The organism is Palleronia sediminis (genome assembly GCF_004358695.1).
GTDB classification, from domain to species: Bacteria; Pseudomonadota; Alphaproteobacteria; order Rhodobacterales; family Rhodobacteraceae; genus Palleronia; species Palleronia sediminis.
Genome location: NZ_SNAA01000015.1, coordinates 1 through 25,455 on the forward strand (window position 1 = coordinate 1; position 25,455 = coordinate 25,455).

The window sequence follows — 25,455 nt, forward strand, 5'->3', positions numbered from 1 at the left end:
GCGATGGAGGAGAAGCTGCGCTTCGCCATCCGCGAAGGCGGCCGCACCGTCGGCGCCGGCGTGGTCTCCAAGATCATCGAGTGACGGCAAAGGGCCGGACGGGACACCCCCGCCCGGCCCGCCACGACAAGGGGGCGGGGCAACCCGCCCGAACATACTGGTCCGACGTGGGCGAGGAATGAGCCTCGTCCACCTCTCGACCGCCACCCTGTCAAGGGAACACGACCAATGGCTGCCAGCCAGAATATCCGCATTCGCCTCAAGGCGTTCGATTACCGGGTGCTCGACAGTTCCACCCAGGAAATCGTCTCGACCGCCAAGCGCACCGGGGCGTCCGTTCGCGGACCGATCCCGCTGCCGAACAAGATCGAGAAATTCACCGTCCTGCGTGGCCCCCACGTGGACAAGAAGTCGCGCGACCAGTTCGAAATCCGCACGCACAAGCGGATGCTCGATATCGTCGATCCGACGCCGCAGACCGTGGACGCGCTGATGAAGCTCGACCTCGCGGCGGGCGTCGCGGTGGACATCAAGGTGATGGGAGGCTGACCATGCTGCGCTCTGGCGTTATCGCGAAGAAGGTCGGCATGACGCGGATCTTCCAGGAAGACGGGCGGCAGGTCCCCGTGACCGTGCTCCAGCTCGACAAGTTGCAGGTCGTGGCCCAGCGGACCTCCGAGCGTGACGGCTATACCGCCGTCCAGCTCGGCGCCGGCACGGCCAAGGCCAAGAACGTCGCGCGCCCCATGCGCGGTCATTTCGCGGCGGCCAAGGTGGAACCCAAGCGCAAGATCGCCGAGTTCCGCGTGGCCCCCGAGAACATGATCGACGTGGGCGAGGAAATCACCGCGAACCACTATTTCGCGGGACAGTTCGTCGACGTGTCGGGCACCTCGATCGGCAAGGGCTTTGCCGGTGCGATGAAGCGGCACAATTTCGGCGGTCTGCGTGCATCGCACGGCGTGTCGATCAGCCACCGCTCGCACGGCTCGACCGGCCAGTGCCAGGACCCCGGCAAGGTGTTCAAGGGCAAGAAGATGGCCGGCCATATGGGCGCCGCCCGCGTGACCACGCAGAACCTGCAGGTCGTGCGCACGGATGCCGATCGGGGCCTCATCATGGTCAAGGGCGCCGTTCCCGGCTCCAAGGGCGGATGGGTGACGATCAAGGACGCGGTCAAGAAAGCCGCGCCCGAGGGCGTGATCTACCCGGCCGCGCTGAAATCCGCCGCCGAAGAGGCCGAGCGTCTGGCCGCCGAGGCTGCCGAAGCGGCCGAGCGCGAGCGGATCGAGGCCGAACAGGCCGAGGCCGAGCGTCAGGCCGCCGAGCAGGAGGCCGCGCTGAAGGCCGCCGAGGCCGAGATCTCGGAAGAGACGTCGCAGACCGACAATTCGGATGCCGAACCCGGCGAGAAGAAGGAAGGTGACCAATGAAGACCGACGTTCTGACCCTGGACGGCGGCAAGGCGGGTTCGGTCGATCTCGACGACGAGATCTTCGGGCTCGAGCCGCGCGCCGATATTCTGCACCGGGTCGTCCGCTGGCAGCGCAACAACGCGCAGCAGGGCACCCACAAGGTCAAGACCCGCTCGGAGACGAGCTATTCCACCAAGAAGATCTATCGCCAGAAGGGCACCGGCGGCGCACGCCACGGTGACCGGAACGCACCGATCTTCCGCAAGGGTGGCGTCTACAAGGGTCCGACCCCGCGCAGCCACGGCCACGAGCTGACCAAGAAGTTCCGTAAGCTCGGCCTGCGTCACGCGCTTTCGGCCAAGGCGCGCGAGGGCAACCTCATCGTGCTCGAATCCGCCGATCTCGCCGAGGCCAAGACCAAGGCGCTTTCGGCCAGGATGCGCGATCTGGGCTGGAAGCGGGCGCTGGTGATCGACGGGGCGCAGGTGAACGACAATTTCGCCCGTGCCGCGCGCAACATCGAGGGGCTCGACGTGCTCCCGTCGATGGGCGCCAACGTCTATGACATCCTCAAGCGTGATACGCTCGTCATCACGAAGGCGGGGATCGAAGCACTGGAGGCTCGTCTGAAATGAGCGTGAAAACCGAACATTACGACGTGATCCGCAAGCCGATCATCACCGAGAAGGCCACCATGGCGTCCGAGAACGGCGCCGTCGTCTTCGAGGTGGCGATCGACGCGAACAAGCCGCAGATCAAGGATGCCGTCGAGAACCTGTTCAACGTCAAGGTGAAGGCCGTGAACACGACCATCACCAAGGGCAAGCAAAAGCGGTTCCGGGGGATCCTGGGGCGTCGCGCCACGGTCAAGAAGGCCTATGTGACGCTCGAAGAGGGCAACACGATCGACGTGACCACGGGTCTCTGATCCCGGCGTCGAGATCGAAACGCGGCCCGGAGCATCCTTGATGCTCCGGGCCTTTTCATGTCGTCAGAGCACCCGGCGGCTTTCGGTGTCGCCGTTGCCCCTGAGCGCAAAGAACGCGGCGGCGGCCAGGATCATGCCCTGGAACTGCCAGCCCGAGAACGGCCCGAAATAGATCATCACGATGACGCCCGCGGTCACGCACATGATGGCGAGGCCACCCAGCCGTGTCAGCAGGTCGGTTTCCCACCGGTCGCGCATGAGGCCGCCCAGCAGGATCGCGAGTCCGCCGGCGAGATCGGCAAAGGTCGCGAGGGCAAAGACGATCAGCGGCAGCCCGTAGCCTTCGGCCTGCGCCGCGAAGCCCGACAGTTTGAAAAATCCCTGCTCGATCACGATCGCCGCGAGGGGCAGGCGAATGAACCAGTCCGAACTGCGGATCGTGGGAATACGGCGGCTGTAGCTACCGACGGTGTCGATGACCGTCATCGAAATCTCCTGTTCTGTGACCGGGCGCGGGGGCCCGTCCGTTCAACCAATGGTGAAGACATGGGAGAGGGCCGCGCCTGGCGTAAGACTTCTGCGACGGTTTGTCGTAAACTGTTCGGGTTGGGGGCGTTCCGCCGGGCGTTTTGGCGCCTCGCGGGTCTTGACCCGCGTTGCGGCGGACTTTAGGCACCCACATCGGCAAGGCTCCGGATTCGTCCGGGCTTATCGTTTTGCTGTATCGGCAAATTTCTTCGGGGACCTTCGGGGCCCTTTACTCGCGGCGGCGCACGAGAAAGACGCGCCAGTCGCCACAAGCAACGGAAGACAGAAAGCATGGCACTCAAGTCGTACAAGCCGACGACGCCGGGCCAGCGCGGGCTGGTGCTGATCGACCGTTCGGAGCTGTGGAAAGGACGCCCTGTCAAGGCCCTCACCGAGGGTCTGAGCAAGCATGGCGGCCGCAACAACACCGGACGTATCACCCAGCGTCGCCGCGGCGGCGGGGCGAAGCGGCTCTACCGCATCGTCGATTTCAAGCGGAACAAGCACGACATCAGCGCGGTCGTGGCCCGGATCGAATACGATCCCAACCGGACCGCCTTCATCGCCCTCGTTCAGTACGAGGACGGCGAGCAGCGCTATATCCTGGCGCCGCAGCGCCTCGGCGTCGGCGACAAGATCGTCTCGGGCGCCAAGGTCGACGTCAAGCCCGGCAATGCGATGCCGTTCCAGGGCATGCCCATCGGCACGATCGTCCACAACATCGAGATGAAGCCCGGCAAGGGCGGCCAGATCGCGCGCGCCGCGGGCACCTATGCCCAGTTCGTCGGTCGCGACGGCGGCTATGCCCAGATCCGCCTGTCCTCGGGCGAGTTGCGGATGGTGCGGCAGGAATGCATGGCGACCATCGGTGCGGTCTCGAACGCGGACAACAGCAACCAGAACTACGGCAAGGCCGGCCGGATGCGTCACAAGGGCAAGCGTCCCAGCGTGCGCGGCGTGGTCATGAACCCCGTCGATCACCCGCATGGCGGCGGCGAAGGCCGCACCTCGGGCGGCCGTCACCCGGTCACGCCCTGGGGCAAGCCGACCAAGGGCGCCCGGACCCGCAACAAGAACAAGGCGTCGCAGAAGCTCATCCTGCGCTCGCGTCACGCCCGTAAGAAAGGACGCTGATAATGTCGCGTTCCGTCTGGAAGGGCCCTTTTGTCGACAGCTATGTCCTCAAGAAGGCCGAAAAAACCCGCGAGAGCGGACGCAACGAGGTCATCAAGATCTGGTCGCGCCGTTCCACCATCCTGCCCCAGTTCGTGGGCCTCACCTTCGGCGTGTACAACGGCAAGAAGCACGTCCCGGTGAACATCACCGAGGACATGATCGGCCAGAAATTCGGTGAATATTCGCCGACCCGGACCTATTACGGTCACGCCGCCGACAAGAAGGCGAAGCGCAAATGAGCAAGGACAAGAACCCCCGCCGCGTTGCCGAGAACGAGGCCATGGCCAAGACGCGGATGCTGCGCACCAGCCCGCAAAAGCTCAACCTCGTTGCCGGCCTCATCCGCGGCAAGAAGGTCGAGAAGGCCCTCCAGGATCTCACCTTCTCGAAAAAGCGTATCGCCGGCGACGTGAAGAAATGCCTTCAGTCGGCCATCGCCAACGCCGAGAACAACCACAACCTCGACGTGGACGAGCTTGTCGTGGCCGAGGCCTATGTCGGCAAGAACATCACCCTGAAGCGTGGACGTCCGCGGGCGCGCGGCCGGTTCGGCCGCATCGTCAAGCCGTTCTCGGAGATCACGATCAAGGTCCGCCAGAATGAGGAGCAAGCCTGATGGGTAACAAGGTCAATCCGATCGGGATGCGCCTTCAGGTGAACCGCACCTGGGACAGCCGCTGGTATGCCGACACCAAGAACTATGGCGACCTGCTGCTCGAGGATATCCGCATCCGCGAGTTCATCAAGGAAGAGTGCAAGGCCGCCGGCATCAGCCGCGTGATCATCGAGCGTCCGCACAAGAAGTGCCGCGTCACGATCCACACGGCGCGTCCCGGCGTCATCATCGGCAAGAAGGGCGCAGATATCGAGACGCTGCGCAAGAAGCTCGCCGCGATGACCGACAGCGAACTTCACCTCAACGTGGTCGAGGTCCGCAAGCCCGAGCTCGACGCCGCGCTGGTCGGCGAAAGCATCGCCCAGCAGCTCGAGCGGCGCGTGTCGTTCCGCCGCGCGATGAAGCGGTCGGTGCAGAACGCCATGCGCATGGGTGCGCTCGGCATCCGGGTCAACCTGTCGGGCCGTCTCGGCGGCGCCGAGATCGCCCGGACCGAGTGGTATCGCGAAGGCCGCGTGCCCCTGCACACGCTGCGCGCCGATATCGACTATGCCAATATCGAGGCCAAGACCGCGTATGGCATCATCGGAATCAAGGTGTGGATCTTCAAGGGCGAGATCCTCGAGCACGATCCGCAGGCCCGCGATCGCCGCGCCCAGGAAATCCAGGACGGTCCGACGCCTCGCGGCGCCGGTGGCCGTCGCTAAGGAGGGTTGAGATATGCTCCAACCGAAGCGCACCAAGTTCCGCAAGATGCACAAGGGCCGCATCCACGGCGAGGCCAAGGGCGGGTCCGACCTGAACTTCGGCACGTTCGGCCTCAAGGCGGTTGAGCCCGAGCGCATCACCGCGCGCCAGATCGAAGCCGCCCGCCGGGCCATGACGCGCCACATGAAGCGTCAGGGCCGCGTCTGGATCCGCATCTTTCCCGACCTGCCGGTCACGTCCAAGCCGGTCGAGGTGCGGATGGGTAAAGGCAAGGGATCGGTCGATTTCTGGGCCGCCAAGGTCAAGCCCGGCCGCATCATGTTCGAGATCGACGGCGTGACCGAGCCGGTCGCCCGCGAGGCCCTGCGCCTCGCCGCGATGAAGTTGCCGATCAAGACCCGCACCGTTGTCCGCGAGGACTGGTAAGGGCAGGGCGGGGCCACCCGCCTCAGGACGTGCGAAAGGGCGGGGGGCTTCCTCCGCCCTTTTGCGTAACGCGGCACGGACCGCACCCCATTTCATGACCGACCGAGGTTCGCCCGATGTCCACCACACCGCTTTTCGTCACGCCCCTTTATCGCGCGCCCCTCTCCGCCCGCGATCCTCGGATCGACACCGCCGAGCTGCGCGCCTCGTGCCTGTCCATCGCCGAGGATGACGAGGCCGGCCAGGATTGGTGCGATCGCAACGATTTCCCCGGATATACCAGCTATGCCTCGCTGACCGACCTGCCTTGGCGCTTTCCGATCTTTGCCGAGGTGGTCAAGGCGCTCGACGCGCATGTCGCGGGTTTCGCCGAGGAATTGGCCTTCGATCTGGGCGACAAGGCGCTGAAGCTCGAGGATATCTGGATCAACATCCTCCCCGAAGGCGGCATCCACACCAGCCATCTGCATCCGCATTCGGTGATCTCGGGCACGACCTATGTCAGCCTGCCCGACGGAACCTCGCCGATCCGGTTCGAGGATCCGCGCTTTCCGATGATGATGGCGGCCCCGCCGCGCCGCAAGGACGCCCCCGAGAACCTGCGCAACTTCGTCTATGTCACGCCCGCCGAGGGCGAGGTTCTGTTGTGGGAAAGCTGGCTGCGCCACGAAGTGCCGATGAACATGACCGACGAGGACCGCATCAGCGTCAGCTTCAACTACGCCTGGGCGTAGGGGCTTTCGCCCCTTGCCACGCGCGGCCGGGCGCTCTATACGGCCGCTTCATCCACCTCCACCGGGAATCAGGGTGACGTGTTCGCACGGCTCTCCGGTGATGTTGCAAGGAGACGACATATGGCGCTCGACGCCCAGGAATTGCGCAACAAGACGCCCGACGAGCTTCGCGATCAGCTTGCGCAGCTCAAGAAAGAGGCCTTCAACCTCCGCTTTCAGGCTGCGACCAACCAGCTCGAGAACACGGCGCGGATCCGTGTCGTGCGGCGCGATGTCGCCCGCGTAAAGACCGTCCTGACCGAGAAGGCCGCCGCCGCGGCCGCCACGACCACCGAAGCGGAGGCCTGATCCATGCCCAAACGTATCCTTCAGGGTGTCGTGACGTCGAACCAGAACGCCCAGACGATCACCGTGCTGGTCGAGCGGCGCTTTACGCACCCGGTCTTGCAAAAGACCATCCGCAAGTCCAAGAAATACCGCGCCCATGACGAGAACGATCAGTTCAGCGTGGGCGACATCGTGCGCATCCGGGAATGCGCGCCCAAGTCCAAGACCAAGCGTTGGGAAGTGCTGACCGACGAGGCCTACCAGGCTTTCCTGGCCGAGCGTGCCGAACATGCGCAGGCCCAGCAGCAGGAAGACGCGCAGCGTCACGAAGAGAAAGAGGCCGCCGCCCAGCACTGAGCGGCGCGTTCCGATGGGGCCGGCATCCGCCGGCCCTGCATTTACGAAACCCCAGGGATGAGCCCTGAAGGTCGGGAGACACACAATGATCCAGATGCAGACCAATCTGGATGTCGCTGACAACTCCGGTGCCCGGAGAGTTCAGTGCATCAAGGTGCTCGGCGGGTCCAAGCGGAAATACGCCAGCGTGGGCGACGTCATCGTCGTCTCGGTGAAAGAGGCGATTCCGCGTGGCCGCGTCAAGAAGGGCGACGTGCGCAAGGCCGTCGTCGTGCGCACCGCCAAGGAAGTGCGCCGCGAGGATGGCACCGCGATCCGGTTCGACCGCAACGCCGCCGTCATCCTCAACAACGCGGGCGAGCCTGTCGGCACCCGCATCTTCGGCCCCGTCGTGCGCGAGCTGCGGGCCAAGAACTACATGAAGATCATCTCGCTCGCTCCGGAGGTGCTGTGATGGCTGCCAAGCTCCGCAAAGGCGACAAGGTCGTCGTACTCGCCGGCAAGGACAAGGGCAAGCAGGGCGAGATCTCGCAGGTGATGCCCAAGGCCGGCAAGGCCGTGGTCGACGGCGTGAACATGGCGATCCGCCACGTCCGCCAGAGCCAGACCGCCCAGGGCGGCCGCACGCCCAAGGCGATGCCCATCGACCTGTCGAACCTCGCCATCCTCGACGCCAACGGCAAGGCCACGCGCGTCGGCTTCCGCGAAGAGGACGGCAAGAAGGTCCGCTTTGCCAAGACCACGGGAGACGTGATCTGATGCTCGACGAAAGCACCTACACCCCGCGCCTCCGGCAGCTCTATCTCGACGAGATCAAGGGCAAGCTGAAGGAAGAGTTCGGTTACGCCAACGACATGATGGTGCCGCGGCTCGACAAGATCGTGCTGAACATCGGTGCCGGCTCCGAGGCCGTGCGCGACAGCAAGAAAGCCCAGACCGCGGCCAACGACCTGAGCACGATCTCGGGCCAGAAGGCCGTCGTGACCAAGGCCAAGAAGTCGATCGCCGGCTTCCGCGTCCGCGAAGAGATGCCTCTCGGCGCCAAGGTCACGCTGCGTGCCAACCGGATGTACGAGTTCCTCGACCGCCTCATCACGGTCGCCATGCCGCGTATCCGCGACTTCCGCGGCGTCCCCGGCAAAAGCTTCGATGGCCGCGGCAACTATGCCATGGGCATCAAGGAGCATATCGTCTTTCCCGAGATCAATTTCGACAAGGTCGACGAGAACTGGGGCATGGACATCGTGATCTGCACCACCGCCGCCACCGACGCCGAAGCAAAAGCGCTGTTGAAGCATTTCAACATGCCCTTCAACAGCTGAGAGGAATCCGAACTCATGGCTAAGAAAGCAATGATCGAGCGCGAGAAGAAGCGTCAGGCGCTGGTGGATCGTTTCGCCGCCAAGCGTGCCGAGCTGAAAGACATCGCGCGTGACGAAAGCCGGCCCATGGAAGAGCGGTTCAAGGCCCAGCTCAAGCTTGCCAAGCTGCCGCGCAACTCGTCGGCGACGCGGCTTCACAACCGTTGCCAGCTCACCGGGCGCCCGCACGCCTACTACCGCAAACTCAAGATGTCGCGGATCGCGCTTCGGGACCTCGGCTCGCAGGGCCAGGTTCCGGGCATGGTCAAGTCGAGCTGGTAAGGGAGGAACTGCAATGAACGATCCTCTCGGCGATATGCTCACCCGGATCCGCAACGCGCAGATGCGCGGCAAGTCGACCGTCATCACCCCCGCCTCCAAGCTGCGCGCCTGGGTGCTGGATGTGCTGGCCGACGAAGGCTACATCCGCGGCTACGAGGCCACGAAGGACAAGCTGGGCCATCCGGCGATCGAGATCAGCCTAAAATATTACGAGGGCACCCCGGTCATCAAGGAAATCCAGCGCGTCTCCAAGCCGGGCCGCCGCGTCTATATGGGCGTTCGCGACATCCCCTCGGTCCGTCAGGGCCTCGGCGTGTCCATCGTCTCCACCCCGCAGGGCGTCATGTCCGACCAGGCCGCGCGTTCGGCCAATGTCGGTGGTGAAGTCCTCTGCACCGTCTTCTGAGGAGGGAACCATGTCTCGAATCGGAAAACGCCCCGTAGCGCTTCCCTCGGGGGTCGAAGCCAACATCTCCGGCCAGACCATCGAGGTGAAGGGCCCCAAGGGCGCCCGCCGCTTTACCGCGACCGACGACGTCACGCTGACCGTCGACGACGGCACCGTGTCGGTCACGCCGCGTGGCAAGTCCAAGCGCGCGCGCCAGCAATGGGGCATGTCGCGGACCATGATCCAGAACCTCGTGACCGGGGTCAGCGACGGCTTCAGGAAAGAGCTCGAGATCCAGGGCGTCGGCTACCGCGCCCAGATGCAGGGCAACGTCCTCAAGCTGAACCTCGGCCTCAGCCATGATGTCGATTTCGAGGTGCCCGACGGCGTCACCGTGACCACGCCGAAACAGACCTCGATCCTCGTCGAGGGGATCGACGACCAGCAGGTCGGCCAGGTCGCCGCGAACATTCGCGACTGGCGGCGTCCCGAACCCTACAAGGGCAAGGGCATCCGCTATAAGGGCGAGTTCATCTTCCGCAAGGAAGGCAAGAAGAAGTAAGGACCGGACAGATGGCAAACAGCAAACGGGATCTGTTCCTCAAGCGCCGCCTGCGCGTTCGGAACAAGCTTCGCGCGGTAAACTCGGGCAAACTCCGCCTGAGCGTTCACCGCTCGAACAAGAATATCAGCGTCCAGCTCATCGACGATGTCCAGGGCGTCACGCTCGCCTCGGCCTCGTCGCTCGAGAAGGACCTCGGCGTCGTCGGCAAGAACAACGTCGAGGCCGCGGCCAAGATCGGTTCGGCGATTGCCGAACGGGCCAAGGCCAAGGGCGTCGAAGAGGCCTATTTCGACCGTGGGGGGTTCCTCTTCCACGGCCGCATCAAGGCGCTCGCCGATGCCGCCCGCGAGGGTGGGCTGAAGATCTGAAGGTGCAGACGCCCCGGTTCGCCGGGGCGTCTCGATGATCCGGGCCGCGGTCTTGCCGCGCGCACCGGGATCGGAACGAACCGGGGCCTGACCCCCGAAAAACAGGAGGCCGCATGGCCAGAGATGACAACCGCAGGGGCGGAAACCGTCGCGACCGCGACGAGACCCCCGAATTCGCCGATCGCCTCGTCGCGATCAACCGCGTCTCGAAAACCGTCAAGGGCGGCAAGCGCTTCGGTTTCGCGGCGCTCGTCGTCGTCGGCGACCAGCGCGGCCGTGTGGGCTTCGGCAAGGGCAAGGCGAAAGAGGTCCCCGAGGCGATCCGCAAGGCCACCGAGGCCGCCAAGCGCAACATCATCCGCGTGCCGCTGCGCGATGGCCGCACGCTGCATCACGACGTCTATGGTCGTCATGGCGCCGGCAAGGTGATCATGCGCACCGCTCCGCAGGGTACCGGGATCATCGCCGGCGGCCCGATGCGTGCCGTGTTCGAGATGCTCGGCGTGCAGGACGTGGTCGCCAAGTCGCTCGGTTCGCAGAACCCCTACAACATGATTCGCGCAACGCTCGACGGGCTGGTGAACGAGGCGTCGCCGCGTTCGGTCGCGCAGCGTCGCGGCAAGAAGGTCGCCGATATCCTCCCGCGCCGGGACGATCAGCCGGATGCCTCAACCCAAGTCGCCGAGGAGGCCTGATCCATGGCCAAGACCATCGTCGTCAAGCAGATCGGCTCTCCGATCCGCCGCCCCGCCATCCAGCGCGCGACGCTGAAGGGCCTGGGGCTCAACAAGATGCACCGCACCCGCGAGCTCGAGGATACGCCCTCGGTGCGCGGCATGGTGAACTCGATCCCGCATCTCGTCCAGATCGTCGAGGAGCGCGGCTGAGGCCGTAGCGCGACACGCGCGCGCGCGCCCCGTGCGATGCGGGGCGCGCGCCAGACCAAGCCGACCCAACCGGCCATTACGCAATGATCGCCGTGTCCCCCTCATCCGCTTCCCGGAGGGGTCGTCCGGCAAGACAGGAGAAGCATGATGAAACTCAACGAACTTCGTGACAATGACGGCGCCGCCAAGCGCGCCAAGCGCGTCGGCCGCGGCCCCGGTTCGGGCAAGGGTAAGACCGCCGGTCGTGGCATCAAGGGTCAGAAATCCCGGTCCGGCGTGGCCATCAACGGCTACGAAGGCGGGCAAATGCCGCTTTATCAACGCCTGCCCAAGCGCGGATTCAACAACATCAACCGCAAGGATTACGCGGTGGTGAACCTGAACCTGATCCAGAAATTCATCGACGCGGGCAAGCTCGGCGCCGAGATCACCGAGACCGAGCTGGTCGATTCGGGCCTCGTGCGGCGCAAGCGCGACGGGATCCGTCTGCTGGCCAAGGGCGAGATCACCCAGGCCATCAAGATCACCGTCACCGGCGCGTCCAAGGGCGCCGTCGAAGCCGTCGAAAAGGCGGGCGGAACGGTCACGGTCACGGGCGGCGCGTCGGATAGCGACGCCGCGTGAGACGGTCGCGGGTTGTGGCGGGCCGCGCCCGCCTTTACATGATCTCGTAGGTTTTCATCACGCCGCGCGGACCGCGAAAACCGGTTCGCGCGGCGTTTCCGATTGAGACGGGGCCCCAATGGCATCAGCAGCCGAACAGATGGCCGCCAACATGAGCTGGTCCGCCTTCGGCAAGGCGACCGAGCTACGCGCGCGCATCCTCTTCACGCTTGGACTTCTCTGCGTCTACCGGCTGGGGACCTATATCCCCGTGCCCGGCATCGACGGCGGGGCGCTTCGCGATTTCATCGACCAGGCTTCGGCCGGGCTCGGCGGGATCCTCAACATGTTCACCGGCGGCGCGATCGGCCGCATGGGGATCTTTGCGCTGGGGATCATGCCCTATATCTCGGCGTCGATCATCGTGCAGTTGATGACGGCCATGGTGCCCAAGCTCGAGCAGCTCAAGAAAGAGGGCGAGCAGGGGCGCAAGAAGATCAACCAATACACCCGCTATGGCACGGTGTTCCTGGCGACCTTCCAGGCCTACGGGCTTGCCGTCAGCCTCGAGGCGGGGGGGCTCGTCACCGATCCGGGCTGGTTCTTCCGCGTGGCCTGCGTCATCACGCTGGTCGGCGGCACGATGTTCCTGATGTGGCTGGGCGAGCAGATCACCCAGCGCGGCATCGGCAACGGCATCTCGCTCATCATCTTCGTCGGCATCATCGCCGAGGTTCCCGCCGCACTGGCGCAGTTCTTTGCCTCGGGGCGGTCGGGCGCGATCAGCCCCGCGGTCATCATCGGGATCATCCTCATGGTGATCGCGGTGATCGCCTTCGTCGTCTTCATGGAGCGCAGCCTGCGCAAGCTGCATATCCAGTACCCGCGCCGCCAGGTCGGGATGAAGGTCTATGACGGCGGCTCGTCCCACCTGCCGATCAAGGTGAACCCGGCGGGCGTGATCCCGGCGATCTTCGCCTCGTCGCTGTTGCTTCTGCCGACGACGCTCGCGACCTTCTCGGGCAACCAGACGGGCCCGGTCCTGTCGACGATCCTCGCCTATTTCGGTCCGGGGCAGCCGCTTTACCTGCTGTTCTTCGGCGGCATGATCGTCTTCTTCACGTATTTCTACACCGCCAACGTGTCCTTCAAATCCGAGGACGTGGCCGAGAACCTCAAGAACCAGAACGGGTTCATTCCCGGCATCCGCCCCGGCAAGCGGACCGAGGAATATCTCGACTACGTCGTGGCGCGGATCCTCGTACTCGGCTCGGCCTACCTGACGGCGGTTTGCCTTTTGCCCGAGATCGTGCGCGCCCAGTTCGCGATCCCGTTCTATTTCGGCGGGACCTCGGTGCTGATCGTCGTGTCGGTCACGATGGACACGATCCAGCAGGTGCAAAGCCACATGCTTGCCCATCAATACGAGGGGCTTATTGAAAAATCCCAGCTTCGCGGCAAGAAACGGGGTCGCAAGACCACGACCGCAAAAGCCAGGGGGAGCTCGCGTCGATGAACATAATACTTCTCGGACCGCCGGGCGCGGGCAAGGGAACCCAGGCCCGGCGTCTCGTCGAGGAGCGTGGGATGACCCAGTTGTCGACCGGCGACATGCTGCGTGAGTCGCGCGGATCGGGCACCGACATGGGCAAGCGGGTGGCCGAGGTCATGGACCGGGGCGAACTCGTCACCGACGAGATCGTGATCGGGCTGATCGAGGAAAAGCTGGCGGCGAGGACCGGCGGCGGCTTTATCTTCGACGGGTTCCCGCGGACGCTGGCGCAAGCCGATGCGCTGAACGACCTGCTCGACCGGTACGGCCAGAAACTCGACGCCGTGATCGAGATGCAGGTCGACGACGCCGCGTTGGTGCAGCGGATCACGGCGCGGTCCACCTGCGCCACCTGCGGCGAGGTCTATAACGACATCACCAAGCCTATTCCCGATGACGGGAAATGCCGCGTCTGCGGCGGGACCGAGTTCACGCGTCGCGCCGACGACAACGAGGCGAGCCTGCGCCAGCGGCTGATGGAATACTACAAGAAGACCTCGCCGCTTTTGGGTTATTACTATGCGCGGGGCCAACGCCGCGTGGTCGACGGCCTGTCCGAGATCGACACGGTCGCGGCCCAGATCGCCAAGGTACTCGACGAGGCCGAAGCCGGTTCGGAACGCGCCACGGCTTGACGCGGGCGCGAATCCCCACTAAGGGGCGACCTCGCATCATCGACGGTTCGGCAGGCGCTCTGCCGTGCCCGACCTGTCGCATCACCTCAACCGCAGCCCGTGGTCTCGGCCATGGGCTTCCGTTGTGAAAAAAGGGCCTGGAACGACGGGCTCGCAACGAAAGGACAATACGACTTGGCACGTATCGCCGGGGTCAACATCCCCACCGCCAAACGGGTGCCCATCGCGCTCACCTATGTGACCGGTATCGGCCGCTCTGCCGCCCAAGCCATCTGCGACGCCGTAGGAATCGACAGCTCGCGCCGCGTGAACGAGCTTTCGGATGCCGAAGTGCTGAAGATCCGCGAGCATATCGACGAGAACTACACCGTCGAGGGCGATCTGCGGCGCGACACCCAGATGAACATCAAGCGCCTGATGGATCTCGGCTGCTACCGCGGTCTGCGCCATCGTCGCAACCTCCCGGTGCGCGGTCAGCGGACCCACACCAACGCCCGCACCCGCAAAGGCCCCGCAAAGGCCATTGCCGGCAAGAAGAAGTAAGGGAGGTCTCGACAGATGGCACGCGATCGTCGCGCTACCGCGAAAAAGAAGGTCTCCAAGAACATCGCCGCCGGCGTTGCTCATGTGAATTCCTCGTTCAACAACACCAAGATCCTGATCTCCGACGTGCAGGGCAACGCGATTGCCTGGTCGTCGGCGGGCACGATGGGCTTCAAGGGGTCGCGCAAATCGACCCCCTATGCGGCCCAGCTCGCCGCGGAGGATGCCGGGCGCAAGGCCCAGGAACACGGCGTCCGCACGATCGAGGTCGAGGTTCAGGGTCCCGGCTCGGGCCGCGAAAGCGCGCTGCGCGCGCTGGCCGCGGTCGGCTTCAACATCACGTCGATCCGCGACGTGACCCCGATGGCTCATAACGGCTGCCGCCCGCCCAAGCGCCGCCGCGTCTGACCGCCTTTCGGATGCCTTCGCAGGTCGCGCCTTTCGTCGTACGGCCTGCATTTCTCGTTTTCAGCCTCGGGACGCCGCTGGACTGCATGGCCAGCGGCTAGAATTGGGGAGATATACATGCTTACCAGGAACTGGCAGGAACTGATCCGGCCCCAACAGCTCGAGATCCGGCCCGGAAACGACCCGCAGCGCCAGGCGACCGTGGTCGCCGAACCGCTTGAGCGGGGCTTTGGCCTGACGCTCGGCAACGCGTTGCGCCGCGTGCTGATGTCGTCGCTCCAGGGGGCGGCCATCACCAGCGTTCAGATCGACAACGTGCTGCACGAGTTCAGCTCGATCGCGGGCGTCCGCGAGGATGTCACCGATGTCGTGCTGAATCTCAAGGGCGTCGCCATCAAGATGGAGGTCGAGGGGCCCAAGCGCATCTCGATCCAGGCCAAGGGCCCGGTCGTTGTTACGGCCGGCGATATCTCGGTCAGCCAGGGTATCGAGATCCTGAACCGCGACCACGTCATCTGCCACCTCGACGAGGATGCCGAGCTGTTCATGGAAATGACGGTTCAACAGGGCAAGGGTTATGTCTCGGCCGACAAGAACCGCCCCGACGACGCGCCCATCGGGCTGATCCCGATCGACGCGATCTTCTCGCCGATCCGCCGTGTCAGCTATGACGTGCAGCCGACCCGCGAGGGGCAGGTGCTCGACTACGACAAGCTAACGCTCAAGATCGAGACCGACGGCTCGCTCAGCCCCGAGGATGCCGTGGCTTACGGTGCGCGCATCCTGCAGGATCAGCTTGGCATCTTCGTCAATTTCGACGAGCCGGAAAGCGCCTCGCGCCAGGACGACGACGACGGGCTCGAGTTCAACCCGCTGCTGCTGAAGAAGGTCGACGAGCTCGAGCTTTCGGTACGTTCGGCCAACTGCCTCAAGAACGACAACATCGTCTATATCGGCGACCTCATCCAGAAGACCGAGGCCGAGATGCTGCGGACCCCGAACTTCGGCCGCAAATCCCTCAATGAGATCAAGGAAGTGCTTTCGGGCATGGGTCTGCATCTCGGGATGGATGTCGAGGAATGGCCCCCCGAGAACATCGAGGATCTGGCCAAGAAATTCGAAGACAACTTCTGATTGGCGGCGGGGGCTTTCGGGCCCCCGCACGCCCGTCGGCACGACCGGGCCACAGGCCCCAAGGAGAGCCGGTGACACGCATCGCCGGCCGGACAAAGCAAAACACGCGAAAGGAAACATCATATGCGTCACGCCCGCGGATACCGCCGCCTCAACCGGACCCATGAACACCGCAAGGCGCTCTGGGCCAACATGGCCGGCTCGCTCATCGAACATGAGCAGATCAAGACCACGCTGCCCAAGGCCAAAGAGCTTCGCCGCATCGTCGAAAAGCTCGTCACCCTCGGCAAGCGCGGCGACCTTCACGCCCGTCGCCAGGCCGCCTCGCAACTCAAGCAGGACGCCTACGTCGCCAAGCTTTTCGACGTGCTGGGCCCCCGCTATGCCGAACGCCAGGGCGGTTACGTCCGCGTCCTGAAGGCGGGGTTCCGCTATGGCGACATGGCGCCGATGGCGATCATCGAGTTCGTTGATCGCGACCCCGAGGCCAAGGGCGCGGGCGATCGTGCCCGCCTCGAGGCCGAAGAGGCCGAGGCCTGATCCAGTTCCGGGCCGGAGCGTTGCGACGCTCCGGCCTTTTTGCCCTCCAGGTTTGACAGAAAGGTGCACCCCGCACCGCGGATCGCCAAGACATTCCGCGGGGGAACGACATGATAGACCTGACCGATCTGGAAAATGGGCAAGGCCCCTTTGGAAGCCGCGCGGATGGCGGTTATCTGATCGCCCTGCACATCCGTTTCACCTCGCCCATCGTCTATGTCAGCACCTATCCCGACGAATGGCAGCAGCATTACACCGAACGCGGCTATGTCCTGCGCGATCCGATGACCGCCTGGGCCTTTGCCAATACCGGCTGGACGCGCTGGTCGAACCCCGACATTCCCGACCCCTACGGCATCATGGCCGAATCCCGCGCCTTCGGGCTGCGGTTCGGCGCGACCATCTCGCATGGCGAGGTGCGGTCGCGCAGCATCGTCGGCGCCGCCCGGCGCGACCGCGAACTGACCGATGCCGAGATCGGCGCCATGGCGTCCGAGCTCAAGCGGCTCCATGACCTCACCAACCCCGAGAAACAGCTTACCGCGGCGCAAACCCAGGCGCTGTCCTTCGTGGCCAGCGGGATGCGATATGCCGAGGCCGCCGGGCGGCTGGGGATCTCGGAATCGGCGCTCAAGCTGCGCCTCGCCGGCGCGCGCAAGCGGCTTCTGGCGCGCACGACCGCCGAGGCGATCCAGCGGGCCAAGGATTACCGCCTGATCTGAGCGGCCGGCCGTCGGGGTCTGGCCTCGGGGCGCGCGCCTGCCTAGATGGACGGCATGGCCGATCTCTTCGACACCGCCGCATCCTCTGCCGATCGCAAGCCCGCCGGTCCGCGACCGCTGGCCGACCGGCTGCGCCCCGCCCGCCTCTCGGAGGTGATCGGCCAGCCGCAGGTCATCGGCCCGGATGCGCCGCTGACGGTGATGCTGGGCGCCGGGGCGTTGTCGTCGCTGGTGTTCTGGGGGCCGCCGGGCGTCGGTAAGACCACCATCGCCCGGCTGCTCGCGCGCGAGACCGATCTGAATTTCGTGCAGATCAGCGCGATATTCTCGGGCGTGGCCGAGCTGAAGAAGGTGTTCGAGGCGGCGCGCCATCGCCATGCCAACGGGCAGGGCACGCTGCTTTTCGTCGACGAGATCCACCGCTTCAACAAGGCGCAGCAGGACAGTTTCCTGCCCCACATGGAAGACGGGACCATCCTGCTGGTCGGCGCCACCACCGAGAACCCGTCATTCGAGCTGAACGCGGCCCTTCTCAGCCGCGCGCAGGTTCTCGTGCTCGAAAGGCTGGGGCCCGAGGATCTTTCCCGGCTGGTCGCCCGCGCCGAGGCCGAGCTGGACCGGACCCTGCCGCTGGCCCCAGGTGCGCGCGCGGCGTTGGTCGAGATGGCCGACGGGGACGGGCGGGCGCTGCTCAACCTTGTCGAACAGATCGCCGCCTGGGACGTGACCGAGCCGCTCGACCGCGAGACGCTGGCCCGCCGTCTGTCGCGCCGTGCGACGAAATACGACAAGACCGGCGACGAGCACTACAACCTGATCTCGGCGCTGCACAAATCGGTGCGGGGCTCTGACCCCGATGCCGCGCTTTACTGGCTGGCGCGGATGCTCGCGGGGGGCGAGGATCCGCGTTATCTGGCGCGGAGGATCACCCGCATGGCGGTCGAGGATATCGGGCTGGCCGATCCCCAGGCGCAGCGGCACTGTCTCGACGCGTGGGAGACCTACGAGCGGCTCGGATCGCCCGAGGGCGACCTGGCGCTGGCGCAGGCGGTGATCTATCTCGCCCTCGCGCCGAAATCGAATGCCGGCTACGCGGGCTACAAGGCGGCGATGCGCGCCGCGCGTCAAAGCGGGTCCGAGCCGCCGCCCAAGATCATCCGCAACGCGCCCACAAAGCTGATGCGCGACGAAGGCTACGGCGCCGGATACGAATACGACCACGACGCCGAGGACGGGTTCTCGGGGCAGAACTATTTCCCCGATGGCATGGCGCGGGGTGCCTATTACGAACCCGTCGACCGCGGCTTCGAGCGGGACCTGCGCAAGCGGCTCGACTGGTTCACGCGGCAACGCACGCGGCGCGCGGCGGATTGACACCGGCGCCGCATCCCCCGAGGAGGGCGACATGATCGGAACGCTTCTACAGGTCGCCCTTGGCGGGGCCATCGGCGCCTCGGCCCGGTGGGGCATGGGGCTATGGGTGCTGCGCGTGACGGGACCGGGATTCCCGCTTGCCGTGCTCAGCGTCAACGTGCTCGGCTCTTTCGTCATGGGCCTCGCCGTGGTGGCCATGGCGCAGCGCGGGCTGTCGCAATTCGCGCCGCTGGTGCAGACCGGCATCCTCGGCGGATTCACCACCTTCTCGGCCTTCTCGCTCGAGGCGTTCGCGCTGATGGAAAAGGGGCAGGCGGGGCAGGCGGCGGCCTATATCCTCCTGTCGGTCGGGGCGTCGATCGGCGGGCTTTATCTTGGCGTGCTTCTGGGACGGGGGTTGCTGGCATGAGCGGCGTGCAGATCGTGACGGTGGGCCCCGACGAGGGCGACCAGAGGCTCGACCGCTGGTTCCGCAAGCGGTTCCCGCATGTCCCTCAGGGCCGCATCGAAAAGATGTGCCGCAAGGGCGAGATCCGCGTGGATGGCGGCCGCGTCAAGGGCGCGAGCCGCGTGAGCGCGGGCCAGGAGATCCGCGTGCCGCCCCTGCCCGACGAGGCGGCGCCGCAGCCCTTTCACGCCGAGCCCAGGGTCAGCGATGCGGATGCGCGCATGATCCAGTCGGCCGTTATCTATCGCGACGACCATATCATCGCGTTGAACAAGCCGCCCGGCCTGCCCACGCAGGGCGGTAGCGGGCAGACGCGCCATGTCGACGGTCTGGCCGAGGCGCTGCGTTTCGGCTTTGACGACAAGCCGCGGCTGGTGCACCGCCTCGACAAGGACACGTCGGGGGTGCTGATCCTCGCGCGGACCCGGACCATGGCCAAGGAGCTGGTCGAGGCGCTCAAGCATCGCGGCACGCGCAAGATTTACTGGGGCGCGGTCGCGGGCGTGCCGCATCCGCGCATGGGGGTCATCAAGTTCGGCCTGGTCAAGGCACCGGGCCACGGCGCGGGGGGCGAGGGCGAAAAGATGCGTTGCCTGCATCCCGACGCGGTCCGCACGACCGAAGGGGCCAAGCGCGCCGAGACGCATTACGCCACGCTCTCGGCACTGGGCGGGCGGTTGTCGTGGTGCGCGCTCGAGCCCATTACGGGGCGCACGCACCAGCTTCGCGCGCATATGGCCGAGCTCGGCCACCCGATCATCGGGGACGGCAAATACGGCGGATCGGGGCAGGAGAACCTCGGCGATGGCTGGGGCGCCCAGCTTGGCGGCGGGATGAGCCGCAAGCTGCACCTGCACGCCCGCAGCCTGACCCTGCGCCATCCCGCCACGGGTGCGACGCTTGCCCTGACCGCGCCGCTGCCCGATCACATGGCCCGCACCTGGGAGGCGCTGGAATGGCGCCCCTCGGACGCGCCCGCCGATCCGTTCGACCCCGACGCCGGCATCTGAGACGAGGAGCATCGCAATGACCGAATGGGCCGTGAAACGGTTCTGGAGCGCCGCCGAAATCGCGGCCGAGGCCCCCGACCGCCATGCCGTTCTTCTGGATGGCAAGCCCGTGCACAGCCCCGCCGGCGCGCGGCTGACCCTGCCGACGGTCGCGCTGGCCCGTGCGGTCGCCGACGAATGGGACGCGCAGTCCGAGCGGATCGACCCCGCCGCCATGCCGCTGACGCGCACCGCGAACTCGGCCATCGATACCGTGGCCGAGCACCGCGCGGCCGTCGAGGCGCAACTGGCCGAATACGCGCGCACCGACCTTTTGTGCTATCGCGCCGACCGGCCCCTCGGGCTCGTCATCCGTCAGGCCGAGCTGTGGGATCCGTGGCTCGACTGGGCGGCGCGCACCCATGGCGCGCGGCTTTCCGTCACGCAAGGCGTCATGCCCGTGGCGCAGCACGAGGCCGACATCGCCCGGCTCGCTCAGGCGATGGAGGGGATGAACCATTTCGAGCTGGCCGGTTTCCACGAACTCGTGACGCTCTCGGGGTCCTTCGTTCTGGCGCTGGCCACGGCGGCGGGCGAGCTGTCCCACGACGCGGCATGGGATCTCTCGCGGCTGGACGAGATCTGGCAGACCGAACAATGGGGCCGCGACGACGAGGCCGAAGAGCTTGCCGCGCGCAAGGCGGCGTCCTTTGCGACCGCATGGCGCTTTCACGCGTTGTCGAACGAGGCGTGACGCGACGTTAGCGAATGTTAGCGCCGATTTTTTGGGCTTTTGGCGGTCCGTGGCATCACTGTTTATGATCGGTGCCTTGACCCGTCGCGATGAATCCGCCCACACTCATGACATTCGGCGGGGCGAAAGCCCGGCCCAAAGATCGTACCGGACCCAATCCGGGCGAGACAATAAACCGTCGCGCGTTGCGACGGCCATTCAGTAAGAGGGTTACATGACGAAAAAGATGCTTCTCGGCGCCGCCGCTGCCACGGGTCTCATGGCCGGCGCCGCCTCGGCCGCCACGCTCGACGACGTCAAGGAACGCGGAACGCTCAACTGCGGCGTCAGCACCGGCCTTGTCGGCTTCTCGGCCCCCGATGCCAGCGGAACCTGGGAAGGGTTCGACGTCGCGCTCTGCCGGGCCATCGCCGCAGCCGTGCTGGGCGACGCCTCTGCGGTCGAATTCGTGCCGCTGACCGGCAAGACCCGGTTCACCGCGCTCGCCTCGGGCGAGATCGACGTTCTGTCGCGCAACACGACCTGGACCTTCAGCCGCGACAACGACCTCAAGTTCGAATTCGCCGGCGTGAACTATTACGACGGCCAGGGCTTCATCGTGCCCCGCGACCTGGGCGTGACCTCTGCCAAGGATCTCGACGGCGCGACCGTCTGCGTCCAGACCGGCACCACCACCGAGCTGAACCTCGCGGATTTCTTCCGCAAGAACAACATCAGCTACGAGCCGGTCCCGATCGAGACCAATGGCGAGGCGCAGCAGCAATACCTCGCCGGCGCCTGCGACGCCTACACCACCGACGCCTCGGGCCTTGCCGCGACGCGGGCCACATTCGAGGATCCGTCGGCCCATGTCATCCTCCCCGAGATCATCTCGAAAGAGCCGCTCGGCCCGCTGGTCCGCCATGGCGATAGCGAGTGGGGCGATATCGTGCGCTGGACGCTGAACGCCCTGATCGCCGCCGAAGAACTGGGCGTGACCTCGGCCAATGTCGCCGACATGGCGTCGTCGGCGGGCGACAGCCCCGAGATCAACCGCCTTCTCGGCACCGAGGGCAATCTCGGCGAGATGATCGGCCTGGACGCCAACTGGGCGGTCAACGCCATCGCGGCGGGCGGCAATTACGGTGAGCTCTTCGCCAAGAACATCGGTGAAGAGACGCCCATCGGCCTGTCGCGCGGGCTCAACGCCCAGTGGACCGATGGCGGGCTGATGTATTCGCCCCCGTTCCGCTAAGACGCTTTCGCGCGGGCGGTTCGCGCCGCCCGCGCCTTTCTTCGTTCATCCAGACCACGTCATTTCCCACCTGCCGGGGCGTCTCTGCCTGCGGCCCGGTGACCGCAACCCTTCGGATATCCAGTCATGGCAAGCATACCGGACCAGGATCACAGCGGGTTTCGCCCCTCGATGCTGCTCAACGACCGGCGTTATCGCGGGCTGACCTACCAGTTCATCGCGCTGATCGTCATCATATTCCTGATGGCGTGGCTGGGGATGAACCTCGTCAGCAACCTCGCGGCGGCGGGACTCAATTTCAGCTACAGCTTTCTCGGCGATCCGGCTGGCTACGACATCAACCAGGCGCTGATCGAATATGACAGCCAATCCTCGCACTTGCGCGCGGCCATCGTGGGGCTGCTCAATACGCTGCTCGTCGCGATCATGGGCTGCATCACCGCCACGGTGATCGGCGTCACCGCCGGGGTGCTGCGCCTGTCGAAAAACTGGCTCGTGGCGCGCCTCATGTCGCTTTATGTCGAGGCGTTCCGCAATGTGCCGGTCCTGATCTGGATCCTGATGATCGGCACCATCGTCCAGCTTGGACCGAGCCCCCGCGTCTATCTCGGCGAAGAGCCCGAGCGCGGGCTGATCTTCGGCCTTTTCGCCTTTACCAACCGGGGCATCACGTCGCCCGCCCCGATCTGGGAGGCGGGGTCGGTCTGGGTCGTCGTGGCGCTGGTGGCCTCGATCGTCGCCGCATGGGCCTACATGCGCTTTCGCAAGAAGGCGCTGTTCTCCAGCGGCACGCTCTACCCCGCCTGGCCGGTGCTGCCGATCCTCGTCGTGCCGGCGGTGGCATTCTATTTCATCCTCGGCCAGCCCATCGGGCTGAACATGCCCGACACGCTGGCAAACCGGTTCAACCTTTCGGGCGGATTCGAGATTCAGCGCCCGCTGATCGCGCTGTGGCTGGCACTGTCGGTCTATACCGGCGCCTTCATCGCCGAGAACGTCCGCGCCGGCATCCTCGCCGTCAGCAAGGGCCAGACCGAGGCCGCGGCCTCGCTGGGGCTGCGCCCGCGACGGATCATGAACCTCGTGATCCTTCCGCAGGCGCTGCGCGTCATCATCCCGCCGCTGATCTCGCAATATCTCAACCTGACCAAGAACAGCTCGCTCGCCATCGCGGTGGGCTACGCCGACATCACCGCGACGCTGGGGGGGATCACGCTGAACCAGACCGGCCGCGCCATCGAGTCGATCCTGCTGCTGATGCTGTTCTATCTCGTCATCAGCCTGTCGATCTCGGCCGCGATGAACGTCTATAACGCCTCCGTCGCGCTGAAGGAGCGGTAATCATGAGCGACACCCACGCCCAATCCGCCGCCTTCGTCCGCGAAAGCTTCATCCCGCAAAGCCCGCCGCCCGCGCGTGAAAGGGGCATCCTCAAATGGGGCCGCGAGAACCTGTTCTCGAACTGGTTCTACACGCTTCTGACGCTGGTCTCGCTCTACGTCGTATTCTCGCTGCTCAGCGGCTTCCTGCCCTGGTTGTTCTCGGGGGTGTGGAACGCGGGCTCGCTCAGCGAATGCCGCGAGATCCTGCAGGGCGTCGACGCGGGGTGCTTTGCCGTCCTGACCGAGCGATGGAACCAGCTTCTCTTCGGCTTTTCCTACCCGACCGAGGCCTATTGGCGCCCCACGCTGGCCTTCATCCTGCTGTTCGTCTGCGCGGCGCCGGTGCTGTTCTCGGGGCTGCCGCGAAAGCTGCTGATCCTGACGCTGCTCTATCCCTTTGCCGCCTACTGGCTGCTGTGGGGGGGCACGATCGTCGTGCCGCTCATGGCGCTTCTGGGGGTGGTGCTGGGCTACGTGGCCTTCGGCGCCACCGTCTCGCGCGGCTTTGCCACCGCGCTTGTCGCCGCGTTGGTCGTGGCAGGCATCGTGTGGTGGGTGGGCATCGCCGTCGCGGGCGCCGTTCCCGATTTCGTGGCCCTGATGCCGGTGCCCTCGCGCGACATGGGTGGCTTCATGCTGAACATGATGCTGGGCACGGTCTGCGTCTCGCTCTCGCTGCCCTTCGGGATCCTGCTGGCGCTGGGGCGGCAATCGCGCCTGCCCATCATCAAGATCGCCTGCGTCGCCTTCATCGAGTTCATCCGCGGCGTGCCGCTCATCACGCTGCTTTTCGTGGCGAACGTGGTTCTCGCCTATTTCCTGCCGCCCGGCACGAATTTCGACCTGATCCTGCGCGTCATCATCATGATCACGATGTTTGCCTCGGCCTATATCGCCGAGGTGATCCGCGGCGGTCTGGCGGCCCTGCCGCGCGGCCAATACGAGGCCGCGGATGCGCTGGGGCTGGATTACGGGCAGGCGATGCGCCTCATCATCCTGCCGCAGGCGCTCAAGATCTCGATCCCCGGCATCGTCAATGTCGCCGTCGGCCTGTTCAAGGACACCACGCTCGTCTCGATCATCTCGATGTTCGACGTGGTCGGCATGATCCGCGGCCCGATCCTGGCCTCGACCGACTGGAACGGCGTCTACTGGGAACTCTACGGCGCAGCCGCCCTGCTGTTCTTCGTCGTCTGCTACACGATTTCGCAATATTCCCAATGGCTCGAGCGCAAGCTGGCCACCGATCATCGCTGAGGGATGCCCATGACCATGACCGACACCCCCCAAGCCGCGCCGAAAACCGTCGATCGCAGCGCCATGAAGGTCAGCGACGAGGTCGCGATCTCGATCGAGAACATGAACAAGTGGTACGGCGCCTTCCACGTCCTGCGCGACATCGACCTGACCGTCTACAAGGGCGAGCGGATCGTGGTCTGCGGCCCCTCGGGGTCGGGAAAATCGACGTTGATCCGCTGTATCAACGCGCTCGAAGAGCATCAGAAGGGCCGGATCGAGGTCGATGGAACGGTGCTTTCCTCGGATCTCAAGAATATCGACCGCATCCGGTCCGAGGTCGGGATGGTGTTCCAGCACTTCAACCTGTTCCCGCACCTCACCATCCTCGAGAACTGCACGCTGGCGCCGATCTGGGTGCGCAAGACCCCCAAGCGCGAGGCCGAGCAGGACGCCATGCAGTTCCTCGAAAAGGTCAAGATCCCCGATCAGGCGAACAAGTATCCCGGCCAGCTTTCGGGCGGGCAGCAGCAGCGCGTGGCCATCGCGCGGTCGCTGTGCATGCGGCCCAAGATCATGCTGTTCGACGAACCGACTTCGGCGCTCGACCCCGAGATGATCAAGGAGGTGCTCGACACCATGATCGAGCTCGCCGAAGAGGGGATGACCATGATTTGCGTCACCCATGAGATGGGTTTCGCGCGGCAGGTCGCGAACCGCGTCATCTTCATGGATCAGGGTCAGATCGTCGAACAGAACGAACCCGAAGAGTTCTTCAACCACCCCAAGAGCGACCGGACCAAGCTGTTTCTCAGCCAGATCCTCGGCCACTAGG

Annotated in this window: 39 protein-coding genes; 38 read left to right on the forward strand and 1 reads right to left on the reverse strand. The window is 65.4% G+C overall.

What is annotated here, in order from left to right:
• The 5 genes from E2L08_RS12660 to E2L08_RS12680 form a co-directional block, all read left to right on the forward strand.
• Nucleotides 1-84, forward strand: an 84-nt coding sequence (locus tag E2L08_RS12660; protein ID WP_133397560.1) for an EF-Tu C-terminal domain-related protein, incomplete at its 5' end; no start/stop codon positions are given.
• 144 nt (nt 85-228) lie between these two features.
• The gene (rpsJ, locus tag E2L08_RS12665; RefSeq protein ID WP_133397464.1) at nt 229-549 is read left to right on the forward strand and encodes a 30S ribosomal protein S10; all 321 of its coding nucleotides are present in this window, start codon (nt 229-231) and stop codon (nt 547-549) included.
• Nucleotides 550-551: 2 nt separating this feature from the next.
• The gene (gene rplC / locus E2L08_RS12670) at nt 552-1,433 is read left to right on the forward strand and encodes a 50S ribosomal protein L3 (RefSeq protein ID WP_133397465.1); all 882 of its coding nucleotides are present in this window, start codon (nt 552-554) and stop codon (nt 1,431-1,433) included.
• Nucleotides 1,430-2,050, forward strand: coding sequence for a 50S ribosomal protein L4 (rplD, locus tag E2L08_RS12675; protein WP_133397466.1), 621 nt, complete (start codon nt 1,430-1,432; stop codon nt 2,048-2,050). The genes rplC and rplD overlap by 4 nt, the downstream gene beginning before the upstream one ends.
• Nucleotides 2,047-2,343, forward strand: coding sequence for a 50S ribosomal protein L23 (locus tag E2L08_RS12680; protein WP_133397467.1), 297 nt, complete (start codon nt 2,047-2,049; stop codon nt 2,341-2,343). The genes rplD and E2L08_RS12680 overlap by 4 nt, the downstream gene beginning before the upstream one ends.
• A 63-nt stretch (nt 2,344-2,406) precedes the next feature.
• Here the strand turns inward: E2L08_RS12680 and E2L08_RS12685 are convergent, their stop codons facing one another.
• Nucleotides 2,407-2,829: a hypothetical protein gene (locus E2L08_RS12685; protein ID WP_133397468.1), complete on the reverse strand. Its 423-nt coding sequence runs from the start codon at nt 2,827-2,829 to the stop codon at nt 2,407-2,409.
• A 333-nt stretch (nt 2,830-3,162) separates the two neighbouring features.
• Here E2L08_RS12685 and rplB point away from each other — a divergent pair, with 333 nt between their 5' ends.
• The 33 genes from rplB to E2L08_RS12850 all read left to right on the forward strand — a co-directional run bounded on the left by rplB (nt 3,163) and on the right by E2L08_RS12850 (nt 25,454).
• Complete coding sequence (rplB, locus tag E2L08_RS12690) at nt 3,163-4,005, forward strand: 50S ribosomal protein L2 (RefSeq protein ID WP_133397469.1); 843 nt, start codon at nt 3,163-3,165, stop codon at nt 4,003-4,005.
• Nucleotides 4,006-4,007: 2 nt separating this feature from the next.
• Nucleotides 4,008-4,286: a 30S ribosomal protein S19 gene (rpsS, locus tag E2L08_RS12695; protein WP_133397470.1), complete on the forward strand. Its 279-nt coding sequence runs from the start codon at nt 4,008-4,010 to the stop codon at nt 4,284-4,286.
• The gene (gene rplV, locus E2L08_RS12700) at nt 4,283-4,663 is read left to right on the forward strand and encodes a 50S ribosomal protein L22 (protein WP_133397471.1); all 381 of its coding nucleotides are present in this window, start codon (nt 4,283-4,285) and stop codon (nt 4,661-4,663) included. The genes rpsS and rplV overlap by 4 nt, the downstream gene beginning before the upstream one ends.
• The gene (rpsC, locus tag E2L08_RS12705) at nt 4,663-5,370 is read left to right on the forward strand and encodes a 30S ribosomal protein S3 (RefSeq protein ID WP_133397472.1); all 708 of its coding nucleotides are present in this window, start codon (nt 4,663-4,665) and stop codon (nt 5,368-5,370) included. Before rplV ends, rpsC begins: the two co-directional genes overlap by 1 nt.
• A gap of 13 nt (nt 5,371-5,383) precedes the next feature.
• On the forward strand, nt 5,384-5,797 hold the full coding sequence (gene rplP / locus E2L08_RS12710) for a 50S ribosomal protein L16 (RefSeq protein ID WP_133397473.1): 414 nt from the start codon (nt 5,384-5,386) through the stop codon (nt 5,795-5,797).
• A gap of 116 nt (nt 5,798-5,913) precedes the next feature.
• A complete protein-coding gene (locus tag E2L08_RS12715) occupies nt 5,914-6,531 on the forward strand; it encodes a TIGR02466 family protein (protein ID WP_133397474.1) in 618 nt (205 codons plus the stop codon).
• 120 nt (nt 6,532-6,651) lie between these two features.
• Nucleotides 6,652-6,879, forward strand: coding sequence for a 50S ribosomal protein L29 (rpmC, locus tag E2L08_RS12720; RefSeq protein ID WP_133397475.1), 228 nt, complete (start codon nt 6,652-6,654; stop codon nt 6,877-6,879).
• 3 nt (nt 6,880-6,882) lie between these two features.
• The gene (gene rpsQ, locus E2L08_RS12725) at nt 6,883-7,215 is read left to right on the forward strand and encodes a 30S ribosomal protein S17 (RefSeq protein ID WP_133397476.1); all 333 of its coding nucleotides are present in this window, start codon (nt 6,883-6,885) and stop codon (nt 7,213-7,215) included.
• An 85-nt stretch (nt 7,216-7,300) separates the two neighbouring features.
• Entirely contained in the window at nt 7,301-7,669 is a 369-nt protein-coding gene (rplN, locus tag E2L08_RS12730) for a 50S ribosomal protein L14 (RefSeq protein ID WP_133397477.1), read from the forward strand.
• Complete coding sequence (gene rplX / locus E2L08_RS12735; RefSeq protein WP_133397478.1) at nt 7,669-7,974, forward strand: 50S ribosomal protein L24; 306 nt, start codon at nt 7,669-7,671, stop codon at nt 7,972-7,974. The genes rplN and rplX overlap by 1 nt, the downstream gene beginning before the upstream one ends.
• Nucleotides 7,974-8,537 (forward strand): 50S ribosomal protein L5, encoded by a 564-nt coding sequence (rplE, locus tag E2L08_RS12740; RefSeq protein WP_133397479.1) that lies wholly within the window; start codon nt 7,974-7,976, stop codon nt 8,535-8,537. The genes rplX and rplE overlap by 1 nt, the downstream gene beginning before the upstream one ends.
• A gap of 15 nt (nt 8,538-8,552) precedes the next feature.
• Nucleotides 8,553-8,858: a 30S ribosomal protein S14 gene (gene rpsN, locus E2L08_RS12745; protein WP_133397480.1), complete on the forward strand. Its 306-nt coding sequence runs from the start codon at nt 8,553-8,555 to the stop codon at nt 8,856-8,858.
• Nucleotides 8,859-8,871: 13 nt separating this feature from the next.
• Nucleotides 8,872-9,264, forward strand: coding sequence for a 30S ribosomal protein S8 (rpsH, locus tag E2L08_RS12750; protein ID WP_133397481.1), 393 nt, complete (start codon nt 8,872-8,874; stop codon nt 9,262-9,264).
• 10 nt (nt 9,265-9,274) lie between these two features.
• Nucleotides 9,275-9,808, forward strand: coding sequence for a 50S ribosomal protein L6 (rplF, locus tag E2L08_RS12755; protein ID WP_133397482.1), 534 nt, complete (start codon nt 9,275-9,277; stop codon nt 9,806-9,808).
• A gap of 11 nt (nt 9,809-9,819) precedes the next feature.
• Complete coding sequence (rplR, locus tag E2L08_RS12760) at nt 9,820-10,179, forward strand: 50S ribosomal protein L18 (protein WP_133397483.1); 360 nt, start codon at nt 9,820-9,822, stop codon at nt 10,177-10,179.
• A gap of 113 nt (nt 10,180-10,292) precedes the next feature.
• Entirely contained in the window at nt 10,293-10,874 is a 582-nt protein-coding gene (gene rpsE / locus E2L08_RS12765; RefSeq protein ID WP_133397484.1) for a 30S ribosomal protein S5, read from the forward strand.
• A gap of 3 nt (nt 10,875-10,877) precedes the next feature.
• Complete coding sequence (gene rpmD, locus E2L08_RS12770; RefSeq protein WP_133397485.1) at nt 10,878-11,066, forward strand: 50S ribosomal protein L30; 189 nt, start codon at nt 10,878-10,880, stop codon at nt 11,064-11,066.
• 147 nt (nt 11,067-11,213) lie between these two features.
• Complete coding sequence (rplO, locus tag E2L08_RS12775) at nt 11,214-11,690, forward strand: 50S ribosomal protein L15 (protein ID WP_133397561.1); 477 nt, start codon at nt 11,214-11,216, stop codon at nt 11,688-11,690.
• A 118-nt stretch (nt 11,691-11,808) separates the two neighbouring features.
• On the forward strand, nt 11,809-13,185 hold the full coding sequence (secY, locus tag E2L08_RS12780; RefSeq protein ID WP_133397486.1) for a preprotein translocase subunit SecY: 1,377 nt from the start codon (nt 11,809-11,811) through the stop codon (nt 13,183-13,185).
• Nucleotides 13,182-13,856, forward strand: coding sequence for an adenylate kinase (locus E2L08_RS12785; RefSeq protein ID WP_133397487.1), 675 nt, complete (start codon nt 13,182-13,184; stop codon nt 13,854-13,856). Before secY ends, E2L08_RS12785 begins: the two co-directional genes overlap by 4 nt.
• A 174-nt stretch (nt 13,857-14,030) precedes the next feature.
• Nucleotides 14,031-14,399 (forward strand): 30S ribosomal protein S13, encoded by a 369-nt coding sequence (gene rpsM, locus E2L08_RS12790; protein ID WP_133397488.1) that lies wholly within the window; start codon nt 14,031-14,033, stop codon nt 14,397-14,399.
• A gap of 15 nt (nt 14,400-14,414) precedes the next feature.
• Nucleotides 14,415-14,807 (forward strand): 30S ribosomal protein S11, encoded by a 393-nt coding sequence (rpsK, locus tag E2L08_RS12795; protein ID WP_133397489.1) that lies wholly within the window; start codon nt 14,415-14,417, stop codon nt 14,805-14,807.
• Nucleotides 14,808-14,924: 117 nt separating this feature from the next.
• Nucleotides 14,925-15,941 (forward strand): DNA-directed RNA polymerase subunit alpha, encoded by a 1,017-nt coding sequence (locus E2L08_RS12800; protein ID WP_133397490.1) that lies wholly within the window; start codon nt 14,925-14,927, stop codon nt 15,939-15,941.
• A 123-nt stretch (nt 15,942-16,064) separates the two neighbouring features.
• Nucleotides 16,065-16,481 carry a 50S ribosomal protein L17 gene (rplQ, locus tag E2L08_RS12805; RefSeq protein WP_133397491.1) on the forward strand — a complete coding sequence of 139 codons (417 nt, stop codon included), beginning with the start codon at nt 16,065-16,067 and terminating at the stop codon, nt 16,479-16,481.
• Between the two features lie 110 nt (nt 16,482-16,591).
• Nucleotides 16,592-17,203 (forward strand): helix-turn-helix transcriptional regulator, encoded by a 612-nt coding sequence (locus E2L08_RS12810; RefSeq protein ID WP_133397492.1) that lies wholly within the window; start codon nt 16,592-16,594, stop codon nt 17,201-17,203.
• A 54-nt stretch (nt 17,204-17,257) separates the two neighbouring features.
• On the forward strand, nt 17,258-18,577 hold the full coding sequence (locus E2L08_RS12815; RefSeq protein ID WP_133397493.1) for a replication-associated recombination protein A: 1,320 nt from the start codon (nt 17,258-17,260) through the stop codon (nt 18,575-18,577).
• Between the two features lie 31 nt (nt 18,578-18,608).
• Nucleotides 18,609-18,986 carry a fluoride efflux transporter CrcB gene (gene crcB, locus E2L08_RS12820; RefSeq protein WP_133397494.1) on the forward strand — a complete coding sequence of 126 codons (378 nt, stop codon included), beginning with the start codon at nt 18,609-18,611 and terminating at the stop codon, nt 18,984-18,986.
• The gene (locus E2L08_RS12825) at nt 18,983-20,035 is read left to right on the forward strand and encodes an RluA family pseudouridine synthase (protein WP_133397495.1); all 1,053 of its coding nucleotides are present in this window, start codon (nt 18,983-18,985) and stop codon (nt 20,033-20,035) included. The genes crcB and E2L08_RS12825 overlap by 4 nt, the downstream gene beginning before the upstream one ends.
• 16 nt (nt 20,036-20,051) lie before the next feature.
• Nucleotides 20,052-20,768: an ATP12 family chaperone protein gene (locus E2L08_RS12830; protein ID WP_133397496.1), complete on the forward strand. Its 717-nt coding sequence runs from the start codon at nt 20,052-20,054 to the stop codon at nt 20,766-20,768.
• Between the two features lie 214 nt (nt 20,769-20,982).
• Nucleotides 20,983-22,002: an amino acid ABC transporter substrate-binding protein gene (locus E2L08_RS12835; protein WP_133397497.1), complete on the forward strand. Its 1,020-nt coding sequence runs from the start codon at nt 20,983-20,985 to the stop codon at nt 22,000-22,002.
• Between the two features lie 126 nt (nt 22,003-22,128).
• Nucleotides 22,129-23,343 (forward strand): amino acid ABC transporter permease, encoded by a 1,215-nt coding sequence (locus tag E2L08_RS12840; protein ID WP_240758228.1) that lies wholly within the window; start codon nt 22,129-22,131, stop codon nt 23,341-23,343.
• 2 nt (nt 23,344-23,345) lie between these two features.
• A complete protein-coding gene (locus E2L08_RS12845) occupies nt 23,346-24,641 on the forward strand; it encodes an amino acid ABC transporter permease (RefSeq protein ID WP_133397498.1) in 1,296 nt (431 codons plus the stop codon).
• A 15-nt stretch (nt 24,642-24,656) separates the two neighbouring features.
• A complete protein-coding gene (locus E2L08_RS12850; protein ID WP_276321531.1) occupies nt 24,657-25,454 on the forward strand; it encodes an amino acid ABC transporter ATP-binding protein in 798 nt (265 codons plus the stop codon).
• Nucleotide 25,455 lies beyond the last annotated feature (1 nt).

Bases quoted from the DNA above. Each gene is read 5' to 3' on its own strand.
- rpsJ (WP_133397464.1), top strand. From the start codon at position 229: ATGGCTGCCAGCCAGAATATCCGCATTCGCCTCAAGGCGTTCGATTAC.
- rplC (WP_133397465.1), top strand. From the start codon at position 552: ATGCTGCGCTCTGGCGTTATCGCGAAGAAGGTCGGCATGACGCGGATC.
- rplD (WP_133397466.1), top strand. From the start codon at position 1,430: ATGAAGACCGACGTTCTGACCCTGGACGGCGGCAAGGCGGGTTCGGTC.
- E2L08_RS12680 (WP_133397467.1), top strand. From the start codon at position 2,047: ATGAGCGTGAAAACCGAACATTACGACGTGATCCGCAAGCCGATCATC.
- E2L08_RS12685 (WP_133397468.1), bottom strand. From the start codon at position 2,829: ATGACGGTCATCGACACCGTCGGTAGCTACAGCCGCCGTATTCCCACG.
- rplB (WP_133397469.1), top strand. From the start codon at position 3,163: ATGGCACTCAAGTCGTACAAGCCGACGACGCCGGGCCAGCGCGGGCTG.
- rpsS (WP_133397470.1), top strand. From the start codon at position 4,008: ATGTCGCGTTCCGTCTGGAAGGGCCCTTTTGTCGACAGCTATGTCCTC.
- rplV (WP_133397471.1), top strand. From the start codon at position 4,283: ATGAGCAAGGACAAGAACCCCCGCCGCGTTGCCGAGAACGAGGCCATG.
- rpsC (WP_133397472.1), top strand. From the start codon at position 4,663: ATGGGTAACAAGGTCAATCCGATCGGGATGCGCCTTCAGGTGAACCGC.
- rplP (WP_133397473.1), top strand. From the start codon at position 5,384: ATGCTCCAACCGAAGCGCACCAAGTTCCGCAAGATGCACAAGGGCCGC.
- E2L08_RS12715 (WP_133397474.1), top strand. From the start codon at position 5,914: ATGTCCACCACACCGCTTTTCGTCACGCCCCTTTATCGCGCGCCCCTC.
- rpmC (WP_133397475.1), top strand. From the start codon at position 6,652: ATGGCGCTCGACGCCCAGGAATTGCGCAACAAGACGCCCGACGAGCTT.
- rpsQ (WP_133397476.1), top strand. From the start codon at position 6,883: ATGCCCAAACGTATCCTTCAGGGTGTCGTGACGTCGAACCAGAACGCC.
- rplN (WP_133397477.1), top strand. From the start codon at position 7,301: ATGATCCAGATGCAGACCAATCTGGATGTCGCTGACAACTCCGGTGCC.
- rplX (WP_133397478.1), top strand. From the start codon at position 7,669: ATGGCTGCCAAGCTCCGCAAAGGCGACAAGGTCGTCGTACTCGCCGGC.
- rplE (WP_133397479.1), top strand. From the start codon at position 7,974: ATGCTCGACGAAAGCACCTACACCCCGCGCCTCCGGCAGCTCTATCTC.
- rpsN (WP_133397480.1), top strand. From the start codon at position 8,553: ATGGCTAAGAAAGCAATGATCGAGCGCGAGAAGAAGCGTCAGGCGCTG.
- rpsH (WP_133397481.1), top strand. From the start codon at position 8,872: ATGAACGATCCTCTCGGCGATATGCTCACCCGGATCCGCAACGCGCAG.
- rplF (WP_133397482.1), top strand. From the start codon at position 9,275: ATGTCTCGAATCGGAAAACGCCCCGTAGCGCTTCCCTCGGGGGTCGAA.
- rplR (WP_133397483.1), top strand. From the start codon at position 9,820: ATGGCAAACAGCAAACGGGATCTGTTCCTCAAGCGCCGCCTGCGCGTT.
- rpsE (WP_133397484.1), top strand. From the start codon at position 10,293: ATGGCCAGAGATGACAACCGCAGGGGCGGAAACCGTCGCGACCGCGAC.
- rpmD (WP_133397485.1), top strand. From the start codon at position 10,878: ATGGCCAAGACCATCGTCGTCAAGCAGATCGGCTCTCCGATCCGCCGC.
- rplO (WP_133397561.1), top strand. From the start codon at position 11,214: ATGAAACTCAACGAACTTCGTGACAATGACGGCGCCGCCAAGCGCGCC.
- secY (WP_133397486.1), top strand. From the start codon at position 11,809: ATGGCATCAGCAGCCGAACAGATGGCCGCCAACATGAGCTGGTCCGCC.
- E2L08_RS12785 (WP_133397487.1), top strand. From the start codon at position 13,182: ATGAACATAATACTTCTCGGACCGCCGGGCGCGGGCAAGGGAACCCAG.
- rpsK (WP_133397489.1), top strand. From the start codon at position 14,415: ATGGCACGCGATCGTCGCGCTACCGCGAAAAAGAAGGTCTCCAAGAAC.
- E2L08_RS12800 (WP_133397490.1), top strand. From the start codon at position 14,925: ATGCTTACCAGGAACTGGCAGGAACTGATCCGGCCCCAACAGCTCGAG.
- rplQ (WP_133397491.1), top strand. From the start codon at position 16,065: ATGCGTCACGCCCGCGGATACCGCCGCCTCAACCGGACCCATGAACAC.
- E2L08_RS12810 (WP_133397492.1), top strand. From the start codon at position 16,592: ATGATAGACCTGACCGATCTGGAAAATGGGCAAGGCCCCTTTGGAAGC.
- E2L08_RS12815 (WP_133397493.1), top strand. From the start codon at position 17,258: ATGGCCGATCTCTTCGACACCGCCGCATCCTCTGCCGATCGCAAGCCC.
- crcB (WP_133397494.1), top strand. From the start codon at position 18,609: ATGATCGGAACGCTTCTACAGGTCGCCCTTGGCGGGGCCATCGGCGCC.
- E2L08_RS12825 (WP_133397495.1), top strand. From the start codon at position 18,983: ATGAGCGGCGTGCAGATCGTGACGGTGGGCCCCGACGAGGGCGACCAG.
- E2L08_RS12830 (WP_133397496.1), top strand. From the start codon at position 20,052: ATGACCGAATGGGCCGTGAAACGGTTCTGGAGCGCCGCCGAAATCGCG.
- E2L08_RS12835 (WP_133397497.1), top strand. From the start codon at position 20,983: ATGACGAAAAAGATGCTTCTCGGCGCCGCCGCTGCCACGGGTCTCATG.
- E2L08_RS12840 (WP_240758228.1), top strand. From the start codon at position 22,129: ATGGCAAGCATACCGGACCAGGATCACAGCGGGTTTCGCCCCTCGATG.
- E2L08_RS12845 (WP_133397498.1), top strand. From the start codon at position 23,346: ATGAGCGACACCCACGCCCAATCCGCCGCCTTCGTCCGCGAAAGCTTC.
- E2L08_RS12850 (WP_276321531.1), top strand. From the start codon at position 24,657: ATGACCGACACCCCCCAAGCCGCGCCGAAAACCGTCGATCGCAGCGCC.